Annotated in this window: 12 protein-coding genes; 3 read left to right on the top strand and 9 right to left on the bottom strand. The window is 70.4% G+C overall.

The window, feature by feature from the left end:
- Positions 1-52 precede the first annotated feature (52 nt).
- Genes AB3X07_RS06730 through pilG form a run of 4 tightly spaced genes read right to left on the bottom strand, consistent with a single transcriptional unit; the run spans position 53 to position 3,443 of the window.
- A complete protein-coding gene (locus AB3X07_RS06730; RefSeq protein ID WP_369943659.1) occupies positions 53-2,089 on the bottom strand; it encodes a methyl-accepting chemotaxis protein in 2,037 nt (678 codons plus the stop codon).
- 40 nt (positions 2,090-2,129) lie between these two features.
- The gene (locus tag AB3X07_RS06725) at positions 2,130-2,660 is read right to left on the bottom strand and encodes a chemotaxis protein CheW (protein WP_369943658.1); all 531 of its coding nucleotides are present in this window, start codon (positions 2,658-2,660) and stop codon (positions 2,130-2,132) included.
- A 1-nt stretch (position 2,661) separates the two neighbouring features.
- Entirely contained in the window at positions 2,662-3,024 is a 363-nt protein-coding gene (locus AB3X07_RS06720; protein WP_369943657.1) for a response regulator, read from the bottom strand.
- Positions 3,025-3,041: 17 nt separating this feature from the next.
- Complete coding sequence (pilG, locus tag AB3X07_RS06715; protein WP_003472648.1) at positions 3,042-3,443, bottom strand: twitching motility response regulator PilG; 402 nt, start codon at positions 3,441-3,443, stop codon at positions 3,042-3,044.
- A gap of 243 nt (positions 3,444-3,686) precedes the next feature.
- Between pilG and gshB the strand changes: the two genes are divergently transcribed.
- From gshB to AB3X07_RS06700, 3 genes are all read left to right on the top strand, one after another.
- The gene (gene gshB / locus AB3X07_RS06710) at positions 3,687-4,637 is read left to right on the top strand and encodes a glutathione synthase (protein WP_369943656.1); all 951 of its coding nucleotides are present in this window, start codon (positions 3,687-3,689) and stop codon (positions 4,635-4,637) included.
- Positions 4,634-5,515, top strand: coding sequence for an energy transducer TonB family protein (locus tag AB3X07_RS06705; protein ID WP_369943655.1), 882 nt, complete (start codon positions 4,634-4,636; stop codon positions 5,513-5,515). The genes gshB and AB3X07_RS06705 overlap by 4 nt, the downstream gene beginning before the upstream one ends.
- Before the next feature lie 647 nt (positions 5,516-6,162).
- Positions 6,163-9,159, top strand: a complete 2,997-nt coding sequence (locus AB3X07_RS06700; RefSeq protein ID WP_369943654.1) for a TonB-dependent receptor — start codon at positions 6,163-6,165, stop codon at positions 9,157-9,159.
- Positions 9,160-9,216: 57 nt separating this feature from the next.
- Here AB3X07_RS06700 and AB3X07_RS06695 read toward each other — a convergent pair whose 3' ends face one another.
- The 5 genes from AB3X07_RS06695 to mrcB all read right to left on the bottom strand — a co-directional run bounded on the left by AB3X07_RS06695 (position 9,217) and on the right by mrcB (position 16,061).
- Complete coding sequence (locus tag AB3X07_RS06695; RefSeq protein ID WP_369943653.1) at positions 9,217-10,125, bottom strand: ADP-ribosylglycohydrolase family protein; 909 nt, start codon at positions 10,123-10,125, stop codon at positions 9,217-9,219.
- 5 nt (positions 10,126-10,130) lie between these two features.
- A complete protein-coding gene (tsaB, locus tag AB3X07_RS06690; RefSeq protein WP_369943652.1) occupies positions 10,131-10,832 on the bottom strand; it encodes a tRNA (adenosine(37)-N6)-threonylcarbamoyltransferase complex dimerization subunit type 1 TsaB in 702 nt (233 codons plus the stop codon).
- A 71-nt stretch (positions 10,833-10,903) separates the two neighbouring features.
- Positions 10,904-12,904, bottom strand: coding sequence for an ATP-dependent DNA helicase (locus tag AB3X07_RS06685; RefSeq protein ID WP_369943651.1), 2,001 nt, complete (start codon positions 12,902-12,904; stop codon positions 10,904-10,906).
- Positions 12,905-13,067: 163 nt separating this feature from the next.
- A complete protein-coding gene (locus tag AB3X07_RS06680) occupies positions 13,068-13,586 on the bottom strand; it encodes a hypothetical protein (protein WP_369943650.1) in 519 nt (172 codons plus the stop codon).
- A 21-nt stretch (positions 13,587-13,607) separates the two neighbouring features.
- A complete protein-coding gene (gene mrcB, locus AB3X07_RS06675; protein ID WP_369943649.1) occupies positions 13,608-16,061 on the bottom strand; it encodes a penicillin-binding protein 1B in 2,454 nt (817 codons plus the stop codon).
- Positions 16,062-16,068 lie beyond the last annotated feature (7 nt).

The following is a 16,068-nucleotide window of genomic DNA, read 5'->3' as shown; positions in this document are numbered from 1 at the left end:
GAGTGATCACGGTACGTCATGTGCGCTGTCCTTCCACCCGGGTCCGGTCGGCTCACGCCGGCAGCTTGAAGTCGGCGACCGAGCGCCGCAGGTCCGCCGCCAGTTGCGCCAGGCGGCCGATCGACTCGGCGGTGCGGCCGGCGCCCTGCGAGGTCTGTCCGGTGATGCGGCGGATCACGTCCATCGTCTGGGTGATGTCCGTCGCCGCCGCGGACTGCTGGTGCGCGGCGATGGAGATGTTCTTGATGAGGTTGTTGAGCGCGTTGGAGACGCGCTCGATCTCGGTCAGCGCGGTGCCGGCGTCCTCGGCCAGGCGCGCGCCGGACACCACTTCGGAAGTGGTCTGCTCCATCGAACTGACCGCTTCGTTGGTATCGGCCTGAATCGTCTGCACCAGGCCTTCGATCCGGCGCGTGGCGCCGGAGGTGCGTTCGGCCAGGCGCTGCACTTCGTCGGCGACCAGCGCGAAACCGCGGCCGGCCTCGCCCGCCGAGGCGGCCTGCACCGCGGCGTTGAGCGCCAGGATGTTGGTCTGCTCGGAAATGTCGTTGATCAGTTCCACGATCGAGCCGATCTCCTGGGTCGATTCGCCCAGACGCTTGATGCGCTTGGAGGTCTCCTGGATCTGGTCGCGGATCTGGTCCATGCCCTGGATGGTCTCGCGGACCACGCCGGCGCCCTCGGCGGCGATCACCACCGAGCGCTGCGCCACCTCGGCCGACTCGCTGGAGTTGCGCGAGACCTGCTCGATGCTGGCGGCGATTTCGTTGATGCGCTCGGAGGCCGAGCCGATCTGCTCGGCCTGGTGGCCGGCGGCCTCGGCCAGCTGCAGCGCGGTGGCCTGGGTTTCCTCGGTGGAGACGGCGACCTTGGCCGAGGTGTCGTTGATCGTGGTGACCAGGTGGCGCAGTTCGTCCACGGCGTAGTTGATCGCGTCGGCGATGGCGCCGGTCATGTCCTCGGTGACCGAGGCCTTGACGGTCAGGTCGCCTTCGCCGAGCGAGCTGATTTCGTCGAGCAGGCGCATGATCGCCTGCTGGTTGCGGCTGTTGTACTCGACCTGGGTCTGGTAGCGGATTTCCTGCTCGCGCGCGCGGCTGCGCACCGAGGTCCAGACGAAGCCGATGATCGACAGCAGCGCCAGCACGCCGGACACCACGCCCAGCCAGAAGTTGGGAAACAGGCGCGTATCGCGGACCGAGCCGAACGCGGAGAAGGCATCGAACAGCTTCTTGCTGTCGTCCAGCATCTTGTCCGAACCGGCGGTCAGCGCCGCGGCCGAGGACTGCGCGGCGAACAGGCTGCGCGAGCTGGCCAGCAACGCGTCCAGGTCCTTCTTCATCTCCGCCCACTGCGCCTGCGACTGCTCCAGCGCGCCGAGCGCGGCCGCGTTGCGCACCGGCGCGATGCCCAGTTCCTCGTTGCCGTTGCGCAGGCCGTCGAGCATCTGCCCGAACACCACCGAGTCGCGCGCCAGCGCGTCGCCGGCGCTGGCCGCGCCGCTGCCGCCCGCCCGCATCTCGGTGACGCGGCGGGCCATGGTGCCGGCCACCACCACCTGCTGCAGGGTGTTGTAGATCTGCGCGGCGGGCGCGCCGCTGACGGTCATCGCGCGCACCACCTCGTTCAACTGCGCCTGCAGCTGCGGCACGCCGCCGACGAAGCGTTCGGCGTTGCCGGCCAGCGCCAGCACCGCCGGCTCGCTGTCCACCACCTGCTGCGCGTTCTTGCCCAGCGGCGCCCAGGTGCGGTTGAGCGCCTCCAGCGGGCCGGAGATGCCGGCCTCGTTGGCGTAGCGCGCATTGAGCTCGGCCACGGTGCTCTCCACCCGCGCCTTGGTCTGCTTGAATTGCTTGTAGGTGGCCGCGTTGCCGGAGACCGCGTCGCGCGCCTGGTTGGCGAGCTGCTGCGACAGCACCTGCAGGTCGGCCGCGCCGGTGCTGGCGCCGGCCAGGCGATTGCCCTGCCAGGTGGCCACGCCGGTGTTGGCGCCGAACACGATCAGCGACAATGCCAGCAGGCCCAGCCAGAAACTGGTGCCCACGCTGCCGAGCTTGCTGGCCTTGCGGGCGTCCGGAGCAGTACTCATGATGCGACCTCGGTCTTCGATGCGGAGGCAGGCCGCGCGCTCAGGCGGCGGCTTGACGGAATTCGGGTGTGCGCGACAGCAGCGACAGCGAGAACACGCCCCAGTCGTTGCTGTCGCCGCGGAACGCGCGGTCGACGAAGTGGGCGTATCGGCCCTGGGCCAGTTCGCCCGGCTCCACCGCCTGCGACTCGGTGAAGCTGCGCTGGCCGAACAGTTCGTCGATGGTCAGCGCCACGTCGCCGCCGCTCTGGCGCATGATCAGCACGCGCTGGCCTTCCAGCAGCGAGGTGCGCTGGCCTTCCATGAACTGCTTGAGATCGACCACCGGGAACAGGTTGCCGCGCAGGTTGCCCACGCCCAGCAGCCACGGCTGCGCGCCGGGCACCGGGGTGATCGGCGGCATGCGCACGATTTCCACCACCTCGCGGAAATCCGATACCAGATGGCGGGTGCCGACGCGGAAGCCGACCCCGCGCCAGATGTTCTCGTCGAACTCGCGCTCGGGCATCTGCACCGCGTGCGCCAGGCTGCGCCGCTCGTAGGCCTCGAGGATGTCGAAGGGCGAGCGCACGTCAGCCGACCAGCTGGTTGATGCGGGCGATCAGCTCGTCCTCGCGCGGCGGCTTGACGATGTAGTCGGTGGCGCCCTGGCGCATGCCCCAGACCTTGTCGGTCTCCATGCTCTTGGTGCTGATGATCAGCACCGGGATGTGCCGGGTGGCCTCGTCGCGCGACAGCGCGCGGGTGGCCTGGAAGCCGCTCATCCCCGGTAGCACCACGTCCATCAGCACCAGGCTGGGCGCCTGTTCGCGGACGAGCTTGAGCCCATCCTCGGCATTGTCGGTGGCGAGCACCTCGTGCCCGGCCTTCTGCAGCCATTGCGTAAACACCGCCCGGTCGGTCGGTGAGTCCTCGATCAACAAGATTCGAGCCATGCTGCCTTTCCCCCTGGTCAGGCGTTGACGTATGTACGGATCGCGCCCAGCAGTTCTTCGCGTGTGAAGGGTTTGGTGAGGTACTGCTCGGAGCCGACGATGCGCCCGCGCGCCTTGTCGAACAGGCCGTCCTTGGAGGACAGCATGATCACCGGGGTCGCCTTGAACAGCTGGTTGCCCTTGATCAGCGCGCAGGTCTGATAGCCGTCCAGCCGCGGCATCATGATGTCCACGAAGATGATCTGCGGTTGCTGGTCGGCGATCTTGGCCAGCGCCTCGAAGCCGTCGGTGGCGGTGACCACCTCGCAGCCCTCGCGCTTCAACAGCGTTTCGGCGGTACGGCGGATCGTCTTCGAGTCATCGATCACCATGACTCTCAGTCCTGCGAGTTCCCCACCCGCAGTCGTGTTTTCACTCATTCACTTGCCCCCAGGCGCGCGACGCTTCATCGGATCCGACGTCGCTGCGAAACGACATGTATCCCAAGACCCGCCCAGCCTGTCAAGGCCGCCGCCACGGCGCTGCGCTGGGCTACTTTCCAGCGCTAACTATGTCACAGTTTGATTGCCGCCGCAGCGCGCCGCGCGGCCCCGTCGCCGCGCCCTTGCGCGCGCGCGCCGCCGACCCGCTACCATCCTCCGCTCGACCCCCCAGGTGCCGCCATGCCGTTCGATGTCATCGTGGTGATGGACCCCATCGCCAGCATCAAGATTGCCAAAGACACGACCTTCGCGATGTTGCTGGAAGCGCAGCGTCGCGGGCACCGTCTGCACTATGTGCGGCCCGGCGGGCTGTCGCTGCATGAAGGCCGCGCGCTGGCGCAGGCGACGCCGCTGACGGTGCGCGACGACAAGGCCGGCTGGTTCGAACTGGGCGCCTTCGCCGAACTGGCGTTCGGCCCCGGGCAGGTGGTGCTGATGCGCAAGGACCCGCCGTTCGATTCGGAGTTCCTGTACGACACCCACGTGCTGACCGTGGCCCAGCGCGCCGGCGCGCAGGTGGTCAACGATCCGCAGGGCTTGCGCGACTTCAACGAGAAGCTGGCCGCGCTGCTGTTCCCGCAGTGCTGCCCGCCGACCCTGGTCAGCCGCGACGCCGCCGCGCTGAAGGCCTTCGTCCTCGAGCATGGGCAGGCGGTGCTGAAGCCGCTGGACGGCATGGGCGGGCGCTCGATCTTCCGCAGCGGCACCGGCGACCCCAACCTCAACGTGATCCTGGAGACGCTGACCGACGGCGGCCGCAAGCTGGCCCTGGCGCAGCGCTTCATCCCCGACATCAGCGCCGGCGACAAGCGCATCCTGCTGGTCGACGGCGTGGCGGTGAACTACTGCCTGGCGCGGATTCCCCAGGGCGACGAGTTCCGCGGCAACCTGGCCGCCGGCGGCCGCGGCGAGGGCCGCCCGCTGAGCGAGCGCGACCGCTGGATCGCCGCCCAGGTCGGCCCGGAGATGAAGCGGCGCGGCATGCGCTTCGTCGGCCTCGACGTGATCGGCGACTACCTGACCGAGGTCAACGTCACCAGTCCCACCTGCGTGCGCGAACTGGACGCGCAGTTCGGGCTCAACATCGCCGGGCTGCTGTTCGACGCCATCGAGGCCTACCCGGCGCGATGAGCGCGGCCGCCGCGACGCCCGCGCCGCGCATCGGCGAGCGCGAACGGCTCAGTGCCACCCTGGTGCTGTCGCTGATCGTGCACGGCCTGCTGATCCTGGGCGTGGGCTTCGCGATCGACGACGAGGCGCCGCTGGTGCCGACCCTGGACGTGATCTTCAGCCAGACCAGCACCCCGCTGACGCCCAAGCAGGCCGACTTCCTGGCCCAGGCCAACCAGCAGGGCGGCGGCGACCACGACAAGCCGCAACGTCCGCGCGACAGCCAGCCCGGGGTGGTGCCGCAGCAGCACGACGGCCTGGCGCCGCAGGTGCTGCGCGCGCAGACCGCCGCGGCGGCGCCGGAGCCGACCCCGCGCGTGGTCAGCAGCGCACGCGGCGAGCAGCCGCAGCCGGCGCCGCAGACCCAGCCGCGCACCGAGCCGCCGACCCAGCCGGTGGACGCGCAGCGCGAGCAGCGCGACGCGGAGATGGCGCGCCTGGCCGCCGAGGTGCATCTGCGCTCGGAGCAGTACGCCAAGCGGCCGAACCGCAAGTTCGTCTCCGCCAGCACCCGCGAGTACGCCTACGCCAACTATCTGCGCGCCTGGGTCGATCGCGCCGAGCGCGTCGGCAACCTCAACTATCCCGACGAAGCGCGCCGGCAACGGCTGGGCGGGCAGGTGGTGATCAGCGTCGGCGTGCGCCGCGACGGGAGCATCGAGAGCAGCCGCGTGCTGCGCTCCAGCGGCGTGCCGATGCTCGACGCCGCCGCGCTGCGGGTGGTGCAGCTGGCGCAGCCGTTCCCGCCGCTGCCGCGGACCGAGGACAACATCGACATCCTGCAGGTGACCCGCACTTGGGTGTTCCTGCCCGGCGGCACCCTGCGCGACGACCACTGAGCGCGCGGCGCGTAAGCCCCTCTCCCACCGGGAGAGGGGTTGGGGTGAGGGTCCGGCGCGAAAGCGTCTCGCGAAGTGTGGGTGCACGAGGCTTCGCCCGTACCCTCATCCGCCCCTACGGGGCACCTTCTCCCGACGGGAGAAGGAAAGCCAGCAGCCCCTCTCCCACCGGGAGAGGGGTTGGGGTGAGGGTCCGGCGCGAAAGCGTCTCGTGGAGGTTGGGGTGCACGAGGCTGCGCCCGTCCCCTCATCCGCCTCTATGGGGCACCTTCTCCCGACGGGAGAAGGAAGAGCAGTAGCCCCTCTCCCGCCGGGAGAGGGGTTGGGGTGAGGGTACGGCGCGAAAGCGTCTCGTGGAGGTTGGGGTGCACGAAGCTGCGCCCGTACCCTCATCCGCCCCTGCGGGGCACCTTCTCCCGACGGGAGAAGGGAGTTGCCTGCGTCGCGTGGCGCCACCTACATGCCCAACGCCGCCAGGAGATAACCGTTGGTGCCAGCGACATAACGACGCGGCATTTCTGAATGGGCGACGCATTCAAGTTAATGGACGCGGGGAACGTTACCGCGCACACCGCATCGCCAAGGACGCGTGACTCGGAAGCAGGCGCGGCGCGCTCCCCGCCCCCACCACCCGAGCCGCTTCCTCCATGAAAAAGTCCCCCCTTCTCCACAGACCCGCCCTGCTCGCCTTGGCGCTGGCCGCCGCCCTCGCCGCGCCACACGTGTTCGCCCAATCCACCACCGGCGCGGTCGCCGGACAGGCGCCGGCCAACGCGCAACGCGTGCTGGTGCGCAGCGACAGCGGCCTGAGCCGCGAGGTCACGGTCGACGCGCGCGGCCGCTACAGCGTCGGCCAGTTGCCGCTGGGCACCTACACCGTCATCGCCAAGGGCGCCGACGACGCCGTGCTCGGCAGCCGCGAAGGCGTCGGCCTCACCGTCGGCGCGGTCACCGACGTGTCCTTAGCCGCCGTCACCAGCCTGTCCGGGGTCCAGGTCAGCGCCGACCGCGCCGCCGCGGCGATCGACATCGGCAGCGTGGACTCGCGCACCGTGATCGATGCCCAGCAGCTGCAGCGGCTGCCGCTGGGACGCTCGGCCGAGGCGATCGCGCAACTGGCGCCCGGCGTGGCCGGCAACAGCGGCAGCGGCACCTACATCGGCCCGACCGGCGCGCAACTGCTCAGCTTCGGTGGCGCCTCGTCCGCGGAGAACGCGTATTACATCAACGGCTTCAACACCACCGACCCGCTGCGCGGCCTGGGCGGGCTGACCCTGCCCTACGGCAGCATCGACCAGTTGGAGGTCTATACCGGCGGCTACAGCGCCAAGTACGGGCGTTCCGACGGCGGCGTGATCAACGCGGTCGGCAAGCGCGGCAGCAACGAATGGCATGTCGGCGGCCAGGCGACCTGGGAGCCGGACGGGCTGAGCTCCTCGCAGAAGGACGTCTACGCGCCCGGCGACGGCAGCCTGTACCGGCCGGACAGCAAGAGCGGCTCCACGCTCAGCACCCAGAGTCTCTACGCGGGCGGCCCGCTGCTCCAGGACAAGCTGTTCTTCTTCGGCGCCTACGAACTGCAGCGCCAGGACGGCGACCGCTTCTACGGCGCGCGCGAGACCACCCCGGGCGAGTACTACTACGACTACCGCTACCGCCGGCCGAGCTGGTACGCCAAGCTGGACTGGAACATCAGCGACCGGCAACTGCTGGAGATCACCGGCGCCTCCAGCCGCTACATCACCCGCGGCACGTATTCCGACTACAGCGGCCGCGACATCGGCGCCCCGCGCGGCAGCGCCGACACCACCAAGACCGGCGGCGACCTGTGGACCGCCAAGTACACCGGCTATCTCACCGACCGCCTGACCTTCAGCGCCCAGTACGGCAAGCAGCGCACCGACGACTACAGCGGCAATCCCAACTACAGCGGCGCCTTGACCTATCTCTCCGGCACCTCGTTCCAGAACCCGGCCTACACCGGCGGCACCCCGATCACCAATGCGCAGACCACCGCGCTGCTGATCGATCCCGACCGCGGCAACCGCACCGACAACCTGCGGCTGGACCTGAACTACGTGATCGGCGAGCACAGCATCACCATCGGCATCGACAACCAGAACGCGCGCGCGCTCAACCGCGGCTCGGTCGCGTCGGGCGATGGCTACCAGTGGATCTACGGCCAGTCCAACCCGAACGTGCCGATCAACACCGGACTCGGGGTGCCGGCCACCGGCGGCTATGCCAACGGCCAGGACGGCTACTACGTGCGCCGGTACGTCTACAGCGCGCTGGCCTCGGTGCGCGCGGCGCAGCGCGCGCAGTACGTCGAGGACAACTGGCAGGTCAGCGACCGCTTCCTGCTCAGCCTCGGCCTGCGCCTGGATCAGTTCACCAACTACAACCGCGACGGCGACGCCTACATCAAGCAGACCAGCGGCCAGTGGGCGCCGCGCCTGGGCTTCAGTTGGGACGTGGACGGCGATGCGCGCTTCAAGGTGTACGGCAACGCCGGCCGCTACTACCTGGCGCTGCCGCTGAACCCGGCGTTCAACGCCGCCGGCGCGACCCTGGCGACCTCGACCTACTACACCTACGGCGGCATCGACGGCAACGGCTATCCCACCGACCTGACCCAGATCTCCGGCGCGGTCTCGGCCAACAACAACTACGGCATCCTGCCCGATCCCAGGACCGTGGCCACGCAGGGCATCAAGCCCTCGTTCCAGGACGAATTCATCCTCGGCTTAACCAAGGCCTGGGGCGACAGCTGGGTCTACGGCGCCAAGGGCACCTACCGCGTCCTGCGCAGCGGCGTGGACGACTACTGCGACAGCGACACGGTATTCGCCGCGGCCGCGGCGCAGGGGCATACGGTGACCCTGGCCAGCAATCCGGTCAGCTGCTGGCTGATCAATCCGGGCAGGCGCAACACCTTCACCCTGGTGGACACCGCGGGCAACTACGTCAGCGTGCCGCTGAGCAACGCGCAGTTCGGCTTCCCCGCGTTCAAGCGCAACTACTACGGAATCAACCTGTCGCTGGAGCATCCGTTCGACCAGCGCTGGTACGGCCGCCTCGACTACACCTGGTCGCGCAGCTACGGCACCACCGAGGGCCAGCTGCTGTCGGGCATCGGCCAGACCGCGGTGTCCACCACCCAGGCCTGGGACTATGCGCAGCTGATGGAGCACACCAACGGGCCGCAGAGCAACGACCACACCCATCAGTTCAAGTTCTACGGCTACTACCAGTTCAACCCGCAGTGGCTGCTGTCGGCCAATCTCAAACTGATCTCCGGCGCGCCGTTCAGCGCACTAGGCGCGTACGGCGCCGACCAGAGCGATCCGTCCGGCTACGGCATTGCCTACCACTACTACCAGGGCCAGCCGGCGCCTCCGGGCAGCCAGGGCAGGCTGCCGTGGCTGAAGCAGCTCGACCTGGGCGTGTCGTGGCGGCCGGCGTCCGCCGACCACAAACTGGCCTTCAATCTGGACGTGTTCAACGTGTTCAACGGCCAGGCCACGCTGTGGAAGTACCCGTACTCGGAAAGCGATCCGGGCGTGAGCGATCCGGTCTATGGCGCGCCGTTGCTGCGCCAGGCGCCGCGGTCGGTCCGGTTGAGCGTCAGCTACGACTACTGAGCCGCGCCGGCGGTGCGCACCGGTGCCGGCCGCGAGCGGTCGGCACCCTGCGCGGCCTCACTGCGCGCCGCTGGCCGCATGCAGGCGATCAGCCAAGGCCACGATCTCGGCCGCGTCCTGCACGCGCGTGCGCCAGGCGGCGGGGATGCCGTCGATGCCATAGAAGGCGCCCGCCAACTGCCCGCAGATCGCCGCGGTGGTGTCGGCGTCCTCGCCCAGGTTGGCCGCGCGCAGCACCGCGTCGGCGAAGCACTCGGTGGTCGCGAAGCACCACAGCGCCGCCGACAGCGCATCGACCACGTAGCCGGTGCCGCGAATCTGCGTCGCCGGCACCGCCGCATGGTCGCGCACGGCCAGCGCGCGCAGCGCCGGCGTGTCCAGGGCCAGATCCGGCGCACGCAGTACCTGCGTGCGATCGCCGCCGAGCAGCGCGCTGCGCAACTGCACGGCGAACAGCCGGCAGGCGTCCAGCGCCTCGGCGGCGGCATGCGTGGTGCGCGAGCTGTCCGCCGCGCGCTCGGCCAGCACGTCCGGACGCTGCGCGTAGTACATCGCCACCGGCGCCAATCGCATCAGCGAGCCATTGCCGGCCGCGCGCGGATCGGCGCTGCCGCTGAAGGCCGGGCCGCCATCGAGATAGCGCTCCAGCGCCTGGCGCACGGTGTTGCCGATGTCGAAACAGGTGCCGGTGCTGCTCAGGTAGCCGTGGCGGTACCAGTTGCAGTAGCGGTTCATCTGGTCGGCGGCGTCGAAACCGCCGCGATACAGCAGGCTGTGCGCCAGGCACAGCGCCATCGAGGTATCGTCGGTCCACTGCCCGGGGCGCAGCTCGAACGGGCCGCCGCCGACCATGTCGTCGATCGGCGCGAAGCTGCCGGGCGCCTTGAATTCCAGCGTGGTCCCGAGCGCATCGCCGACCGCCAGGCCCAGCAGGCAGCCGCGAAAGCGCGCGCGTTCGGCGTCCATGACGCTCACCGCGCGGCCCGCTGCGCGTGCTGCTCGGCCAGGGTCAGGGCGACGTTGTCCCGGAGATAGGCCGGCTCCGCGCGTTCGGGCGCGATCGCCTCGCCGCGCGCGTGCGCGGCCAGCGCCAGGACCAGCACGTCGGCGGCATGCGGCAAGGCGTGCGCGTCGGCGCCGCGCAACTGCGCGCCGAGGCGGTGCTGCAGGCGGCCGTCGCCCGCCGCCAGGCCGGTGCCGACACCGTGCCAGTGCGCCTGCGCATCGGGCAGCGCGAAGGCGTCGGGCGCCAGCACCTGCTCGGGCGTCAGCGCGTGCAGGCCGTCGGTGTCGCGCGCGTAGGTCGCGGCGTAGATCTCGCCCATGCGCGCATCGATCGCGGCCAGCACGCGCGGCGCGTCGGCCGGCGCGCGCAAGGCCAGCGCCTGCAGGGTGGACACCGGCAGCACCGGCAGGTCCAGCGCCAGCGCGATGCCCTGCGCCAGCGCGATCGCCAGGCGCACGCCGGTGAACGCGCCCGGGCCGCGACCGAAGGCGATCGCATCGAGCTGGCTGCGGGCGATGCCGGCCTCGGCGAGCAACTGCTCGGCCCACGGCAACGCCAGCTCGGCGTGCCGGCGCGGCGCCAGTTCGAAGCGCTCCAGCACGCGGTCGCCGACCTGCACCGCGACGGAGCAGGCTTCGGTGGAGGTTTCGAAAGCGAGTAGGTTCATTGGGGGCGGGGATTCGGGAATGGGGATTGGGGAATCGCAAGGACAAACGCGGACGCGAACGCTTGCGTCGGCTAGGCGGATGGCGGCGACGTGCCCGTGTCGAGATTATCCACCCGCGCGGGGGCCTCGACCGCGAAGAACTGGCGCACGTCCTCCACGTCGCGGGTACGCGCGAACGGGGGCAGCGATTCCAGGAAGGTGCGGCCGTAGGACTTGGACAGCAGCCGCGGATCGCACAGCACCAGCACGCCGCGGTCGCTCTCGCTGCGGATCAGCCGGCCCACGCCCTGCTTGAGCGCGATCACCGCCTGCGGCAGTTGCTCGTCGCGGAACGGATTGCCGCCGTCGCGGCGGATCGCGTCCAGCCGCGCCTCGAACACCGGATCGTCCGGCGCGGCGAACGGCAGCTTGTCGATCACCACCACGCTCAGCGCATCACCGACCACGTCCACGCCTTCGCGGAAGCTGGCCGAGCCGAGCAATACGCCGTTGCCGGAGGCGCGGAAGCGCTGCAGCAGGGTCGCGCGCGGCGCCTCGCCCTGCACGAACAGCGGCCAGGGTCCGTCGCGCAACGCTTCGGCCGCCTCGCGCAACGCGCGGTGCGAGGCGAACAGCAGGAAGGCGCGGCCCTGCGAAGCCTGCAGCACCGGCTGCAGCGCGGCGATCAGCGCGGTGCCGAAGCCGCGCGCGTTCGGGTCCGGCAGCGACGGCAGATAGCACAGCGCCTGCCTGGCCCAATCGAACGGGCTGGGCTGCAGCAGGGTCATCGGATCGCTCAGCCCCAGGCGGATGGCGATGTGCTCGAACTCGCCCTTCACCGCCAGCGTCGCCGAGGTGAACACCCAGGCCGCGTGCGACTGCTCGCGGTGCGTGCGCAACGGCCCGGACACGTCCAGCGGCGTGCGCTGGCAACGGAAGCCGCGCGCGCTCAGTTCGTACCACAGTACGTCGTTGGCCGGCGGCGGCGGCTCGGCATCGAAGTCCGGAATCGGCGCATCGTCGCCGAGCCAGCGGTCCAGCCGCGTGCGCATGTCCTGCGCGCGCGCGGCGCAGGCGTCGAAGCCGGGCGAGGCCTCGCGCAACGCCGCCAGGCTGTCCTGCAGGCGTGCCAACTCGCTCAGCAGCGCATCGAACCCGTCGCGCACCTGCGGCTTGGCCAGCAGCCGCCATTGCGTGCCGCGGGTCGGCAAGCCCTCCATCGCCGCGCGCAACTCGCGCAATGCCTGCTCCAGCGCCTGCACCGGCGCCTGCAGGCTGGCCAGCGCGCCGGCGACGTGGCGGCTCTCGGCCAGGCAGTCGCGCGCCAGTTCCTGCAGCGGACGCATGCCGAAGCTCTCGCCGAAGAAGTTCGCCGCCAGTTCCGGCAACTGGTGCGCCTCGTCGATGACGAAGGCCTGCGCGCCGGGCAGGATTTCGCCGAAGCCTTCCTGTTTCAGCGCCAGGTCGGCCAGCAGCAGATGATGGTTGACCACCACCAGGTCGGCGGCCTGTGCGCGTTGCCGCGCCTGCACCACGAAGCACTCGCCCCAGAACGGGCACTCGGTGCCCAGGCAGTTGTCCACGGTCGAAGTGACCATCGGCAGCAGCGGCGAATCGTCGGGCAGCGCGTCCAGTTCGGCGATATCGCCGAAGCGGGTGCGCCCGCTCCAGGCGACGATGCGCTGGAACTGCGCGATCTGCTCGCGCGCGGTGAAGCGCGGCTCGCCCTTGGCCTGTTCCAACCGGTACTTGCACAGATAGTTGGCGCGGCCCTTCAGCAGCGCGCTGTTGAGGCCCACCCCCAACGCCGCGCGCACCCGCGGCAGGTCGCGGTGGTAGAGCTGGTCCTGCAGCGCGCGGGTCCCGGTGGAGACGATGGTCTTCAGCCCCGACAGCAGCGCCGGCACCAGGTACGCATAGGTCTTACCGGTGCCGGTGCCGGCCTCGGCGAGCAGCACGTCGCGCTGCTCGAAGGCCTCGGCGATCGCCGCGGTCAGCCGCAACTGCGCCGCGCGCGGCACGAACGCATCGAGCTGACGCGCGAGCGCGCCGCCTTCGCTGAGCGCTTCGGTGCTTGCGTGGGCTAGCGACATGGGAACGGGGAATCGGGAATAGGGAATCGTTGGAGCAGCACCACTACCCGCTCACTGTTCCGGCCGCCGGCGGAGCGGGAAGACGGGATGCCGTCACGATGACAAACCGCCAGCAATGCAGGCTTCTAACCATTCCCCATTCCCGATTCCCCACTCCCCGCCTTCAATACCTCTTGATCCCAGGCACCGTGCAGCGCTCGATCTGCGCATGCGCGGAGGCGGCGTTTTCCTTCTGTCCGCGGGCAAGGCGCGATTGCTCGATGGTGGCCCAGTGGCGGCGGCACAGCGGGCCGGTCTGCGAGCCCAGGTCGATGGCGCGCTTGGCCAGGGCCTCGGCCTGCGCGTCGTCCTTCTGCAGCAGGGCCAGTTCGGCGCGCTCCTGCAGCAGGGTCGGGTCTTCCGGCACCAGGCGCAGGGCCTGGTCCAGCGCGGCGGCCGCGCCGGCCAGGTCGCCGGCCGCGCGCTTGCGCTTGGCGCTGTCGCGCAGGTCCTCGACCTGCGGATCGCGCAGCGGCTGCACGCTCAGTTCGGTGTCGTCGGCGCCACCGGTCGCCTCGACCGTCGCCACGCGCTGCGCCGGCGTGGTGGTATCCGCCGGCACGGGCGGCGGCGGTGGCGGTGCGCTGACGCAGGAGGCCAGCAGCAGGCTGAGGGCGGCGATGGCGAAGGCATATCGGGTCATGACAGGTATCCGTGGCTCGTTTCAGTGCGCTGGCGGTGTGGTCGCCGCATCGGCGGGCGGCGGGTCCTTCTTCTTGTCCAGGCCGAACCAGCTGCGCCAGCCGCCCCCCTGGCGCTGCTCGCCGTCGCTGCCTTCGGCCGGCGGCTGGCCGTCCTCGGGCAAGGCCTGCGGCGGCGCGCACGGCGCATACGCCGGGGCGAAGCCGACCACGAACGGGAACTGGCGCGCGCCGGGACAGCTGGCATCGGTGCTGTTGCTGCCGGCCGGGTCCATCCACTGCCAGTCGATGCCCTTGCCCTGCACCTTCAGCGGCGAACTCGGCAGGCGCGAGAAGATGCCCGACCACACCCGCATCGCGCCGGTGGCGCCGTACAGGCCGGTCTGCTTGTTCTGGTCGTTGCCGATCCAGATCACCGCCAGGTGGTCGCCGGTATAGCCGGCGTACCAACTGTCCACGCCGTCGTTGCTGGTGCCGGTCTTGCCGGCCGGCGACAGCTTGCCCAGGCCGTCGCCGAGCAGCTGCCGCGCGGTGCCGTTGCTGACCACCTGCTGCAGCGCCAGCCCGACCAGGTTGGCCGCCACCGAATCGCCTTCCTGCGCCGGCGCCGGGGTCTTGTCGTAGCGCTTGAGCAGCTTGCCCTGCGGATCGAGCACGCCGCGCACCGCGTGCAGCGGCTGGATCTCGCCGCCGGAGGCGAGGAACTGGTATAGCTGGGTCATCGCGTACGGGCTCTGGTCGGTCGCGCCCAGGATCAGCGACGGGTTGGTCTCGGCCTCGAGCCCGGCCAGCACCTTGATCAGTTGCGCCACCCGGTCCGGCCCCACCTGCATGCCGACCCGCACCGTGGCCTGGTTGTAGGAATGCGCCAGCGCATCGATCAGGCGCACCGTGCCGTGGCTGCGGTTGTCGGAATTGCCCGGGGTCCAGCGCTTGCCGCGGCCCAACTGCACCGTCACCGGCGAGTCGTCGACCCAACTGGCCAGCGAGTAGCGGTCCGGCTGCGCCAGCGCCAGCAGGTACACGAACGGCTTGAGCAGCGAGCCCACCTGCCGCTGCGCCTCGATGGCGCGGTTGAAGCCGGGCTGCGCCACGTCGCGGCTGCCGACCACCGCCAGCACGTCGCCGTTGTGGGTGTCGGTCAGCACCAACCCGGCCTGCAGCGGCGGCCGCTTCTTGTTGGTCTCCAGCGACTTGATGGTGCGCGTCACCGCGCCCTCGGCGTAGGCCTGCGCCGACGGCGACATGCCGGTCAGCACGCTCAGCCCGGCGCCCTGCAGCGCGCTTTCCGGGTAGTCGCGCGCCAGCTGGCGGCGCACTAGGTCCACGTACGCGGGGAAGCGGTTGGCCGCGACCAGGCCCGGATTGGCCGGCACGCCCAGCGGCGCGGCCAGCGCCTGACGGTAGGTGGGCTCGTCGATCAGTTCGCTCTCGCGCAGCTTGCCGAGCACGAAGTTGCGCCGGTCCAGCGCGCGCTCGGGATAGCGGCGCGGGTCGTAGTACGACGGCCCCTTGACCAGGCCGATCAACAGCGCCACCTGCTCCGGCGGCAGCGCATCGAGTTCGCGCCCGAACCAGAACTCCGCGCCCGAGGCCACGCCATGGATCGCCTGGCTGCCGCGCTGGCCCAGGTACACCTGGTTCAGATAGGCCTCCAGGATGGTGCGCTTGTCGTAGCGCGCCTCCATGATCAGCGCGTACAGGATCTCGTTGAACTTGCGGGTGAGCGTCTGCTCCTTGCCGATGCCGAGCAGGCCGCTGCGCGCCAGCTGCTGGGTCAGGGTGCTGGCGCCCTGCCGGCTCTTGCCGCCCGAGCGCACCATCACCCAGGCCGCGCGGACCATGCCGCTGAGGTCGATGCCGTGGTGGTAGTTGAAATCGCGGTCTTCCACCGCCTGCAGCCCGGTGACCAGCAGTTCGGGCACTTCGTCCACCCGCACCAGCCGCCGTTCTTCCTGCTTCTGCCCGTACAGGGTGGCGATGCGCGCCGGGTCCAGCCGCACCGCGTTCAAGGTCTTGCGCGTCTGCGCGTCGCGCAGCGCCGCCACGCGCCCGCCGGACAGGCTCACCTCCACGCGCTTGGGCGCGACCCGGCCGTCGACGTCGATGTAGCCGCGGCTGGCGATGACGAAGCGGCTGCCCTCCTGCTGGTAGCTGCCGGGGCGCTGCGCGCCGGCGTCCTCGCGGTAGCTGGCCGCGTCCAGCTCGGTCTTCAGGGTCTGCGCGTCCATCGCCGTGTCCGGCGCCAGCGTCAGCGGGCGGGCGTAGACCCGGGTCGGGAGCTGCCAGCGCAGTTCGCCGAAGCGCTGCGTCACCTGCTTGTTCAGATAGACCGTGTACGGGATCAGGAAGCCCAGCCCCAGCGCGGTCGCGGCCAGGCCCCAGGTGAGCAGGCGCCGGCGCCAGGGCGAGGCGCCGCTGTCGAGATCGTCGGTGTCCTGATCGTCGGTGTCGTTGTCGTCGTAGCGTCGTGGCACGGGGATG

The organism is Xanthomonas sp. DAR 35659 (assembly GCF_041242975.1).
Taxonomy (GTDB): domain Bacteria; phylum Pseudomonadota; class Gammaproteobacteria; order Xanthomonadales; family Xanthomonadaceae; genus Xanthomonas_A; species Xanthomonas_A medicagonis.
This window is presented reverse-complemented; position numbering and strand designations above follow the sequence as displayed.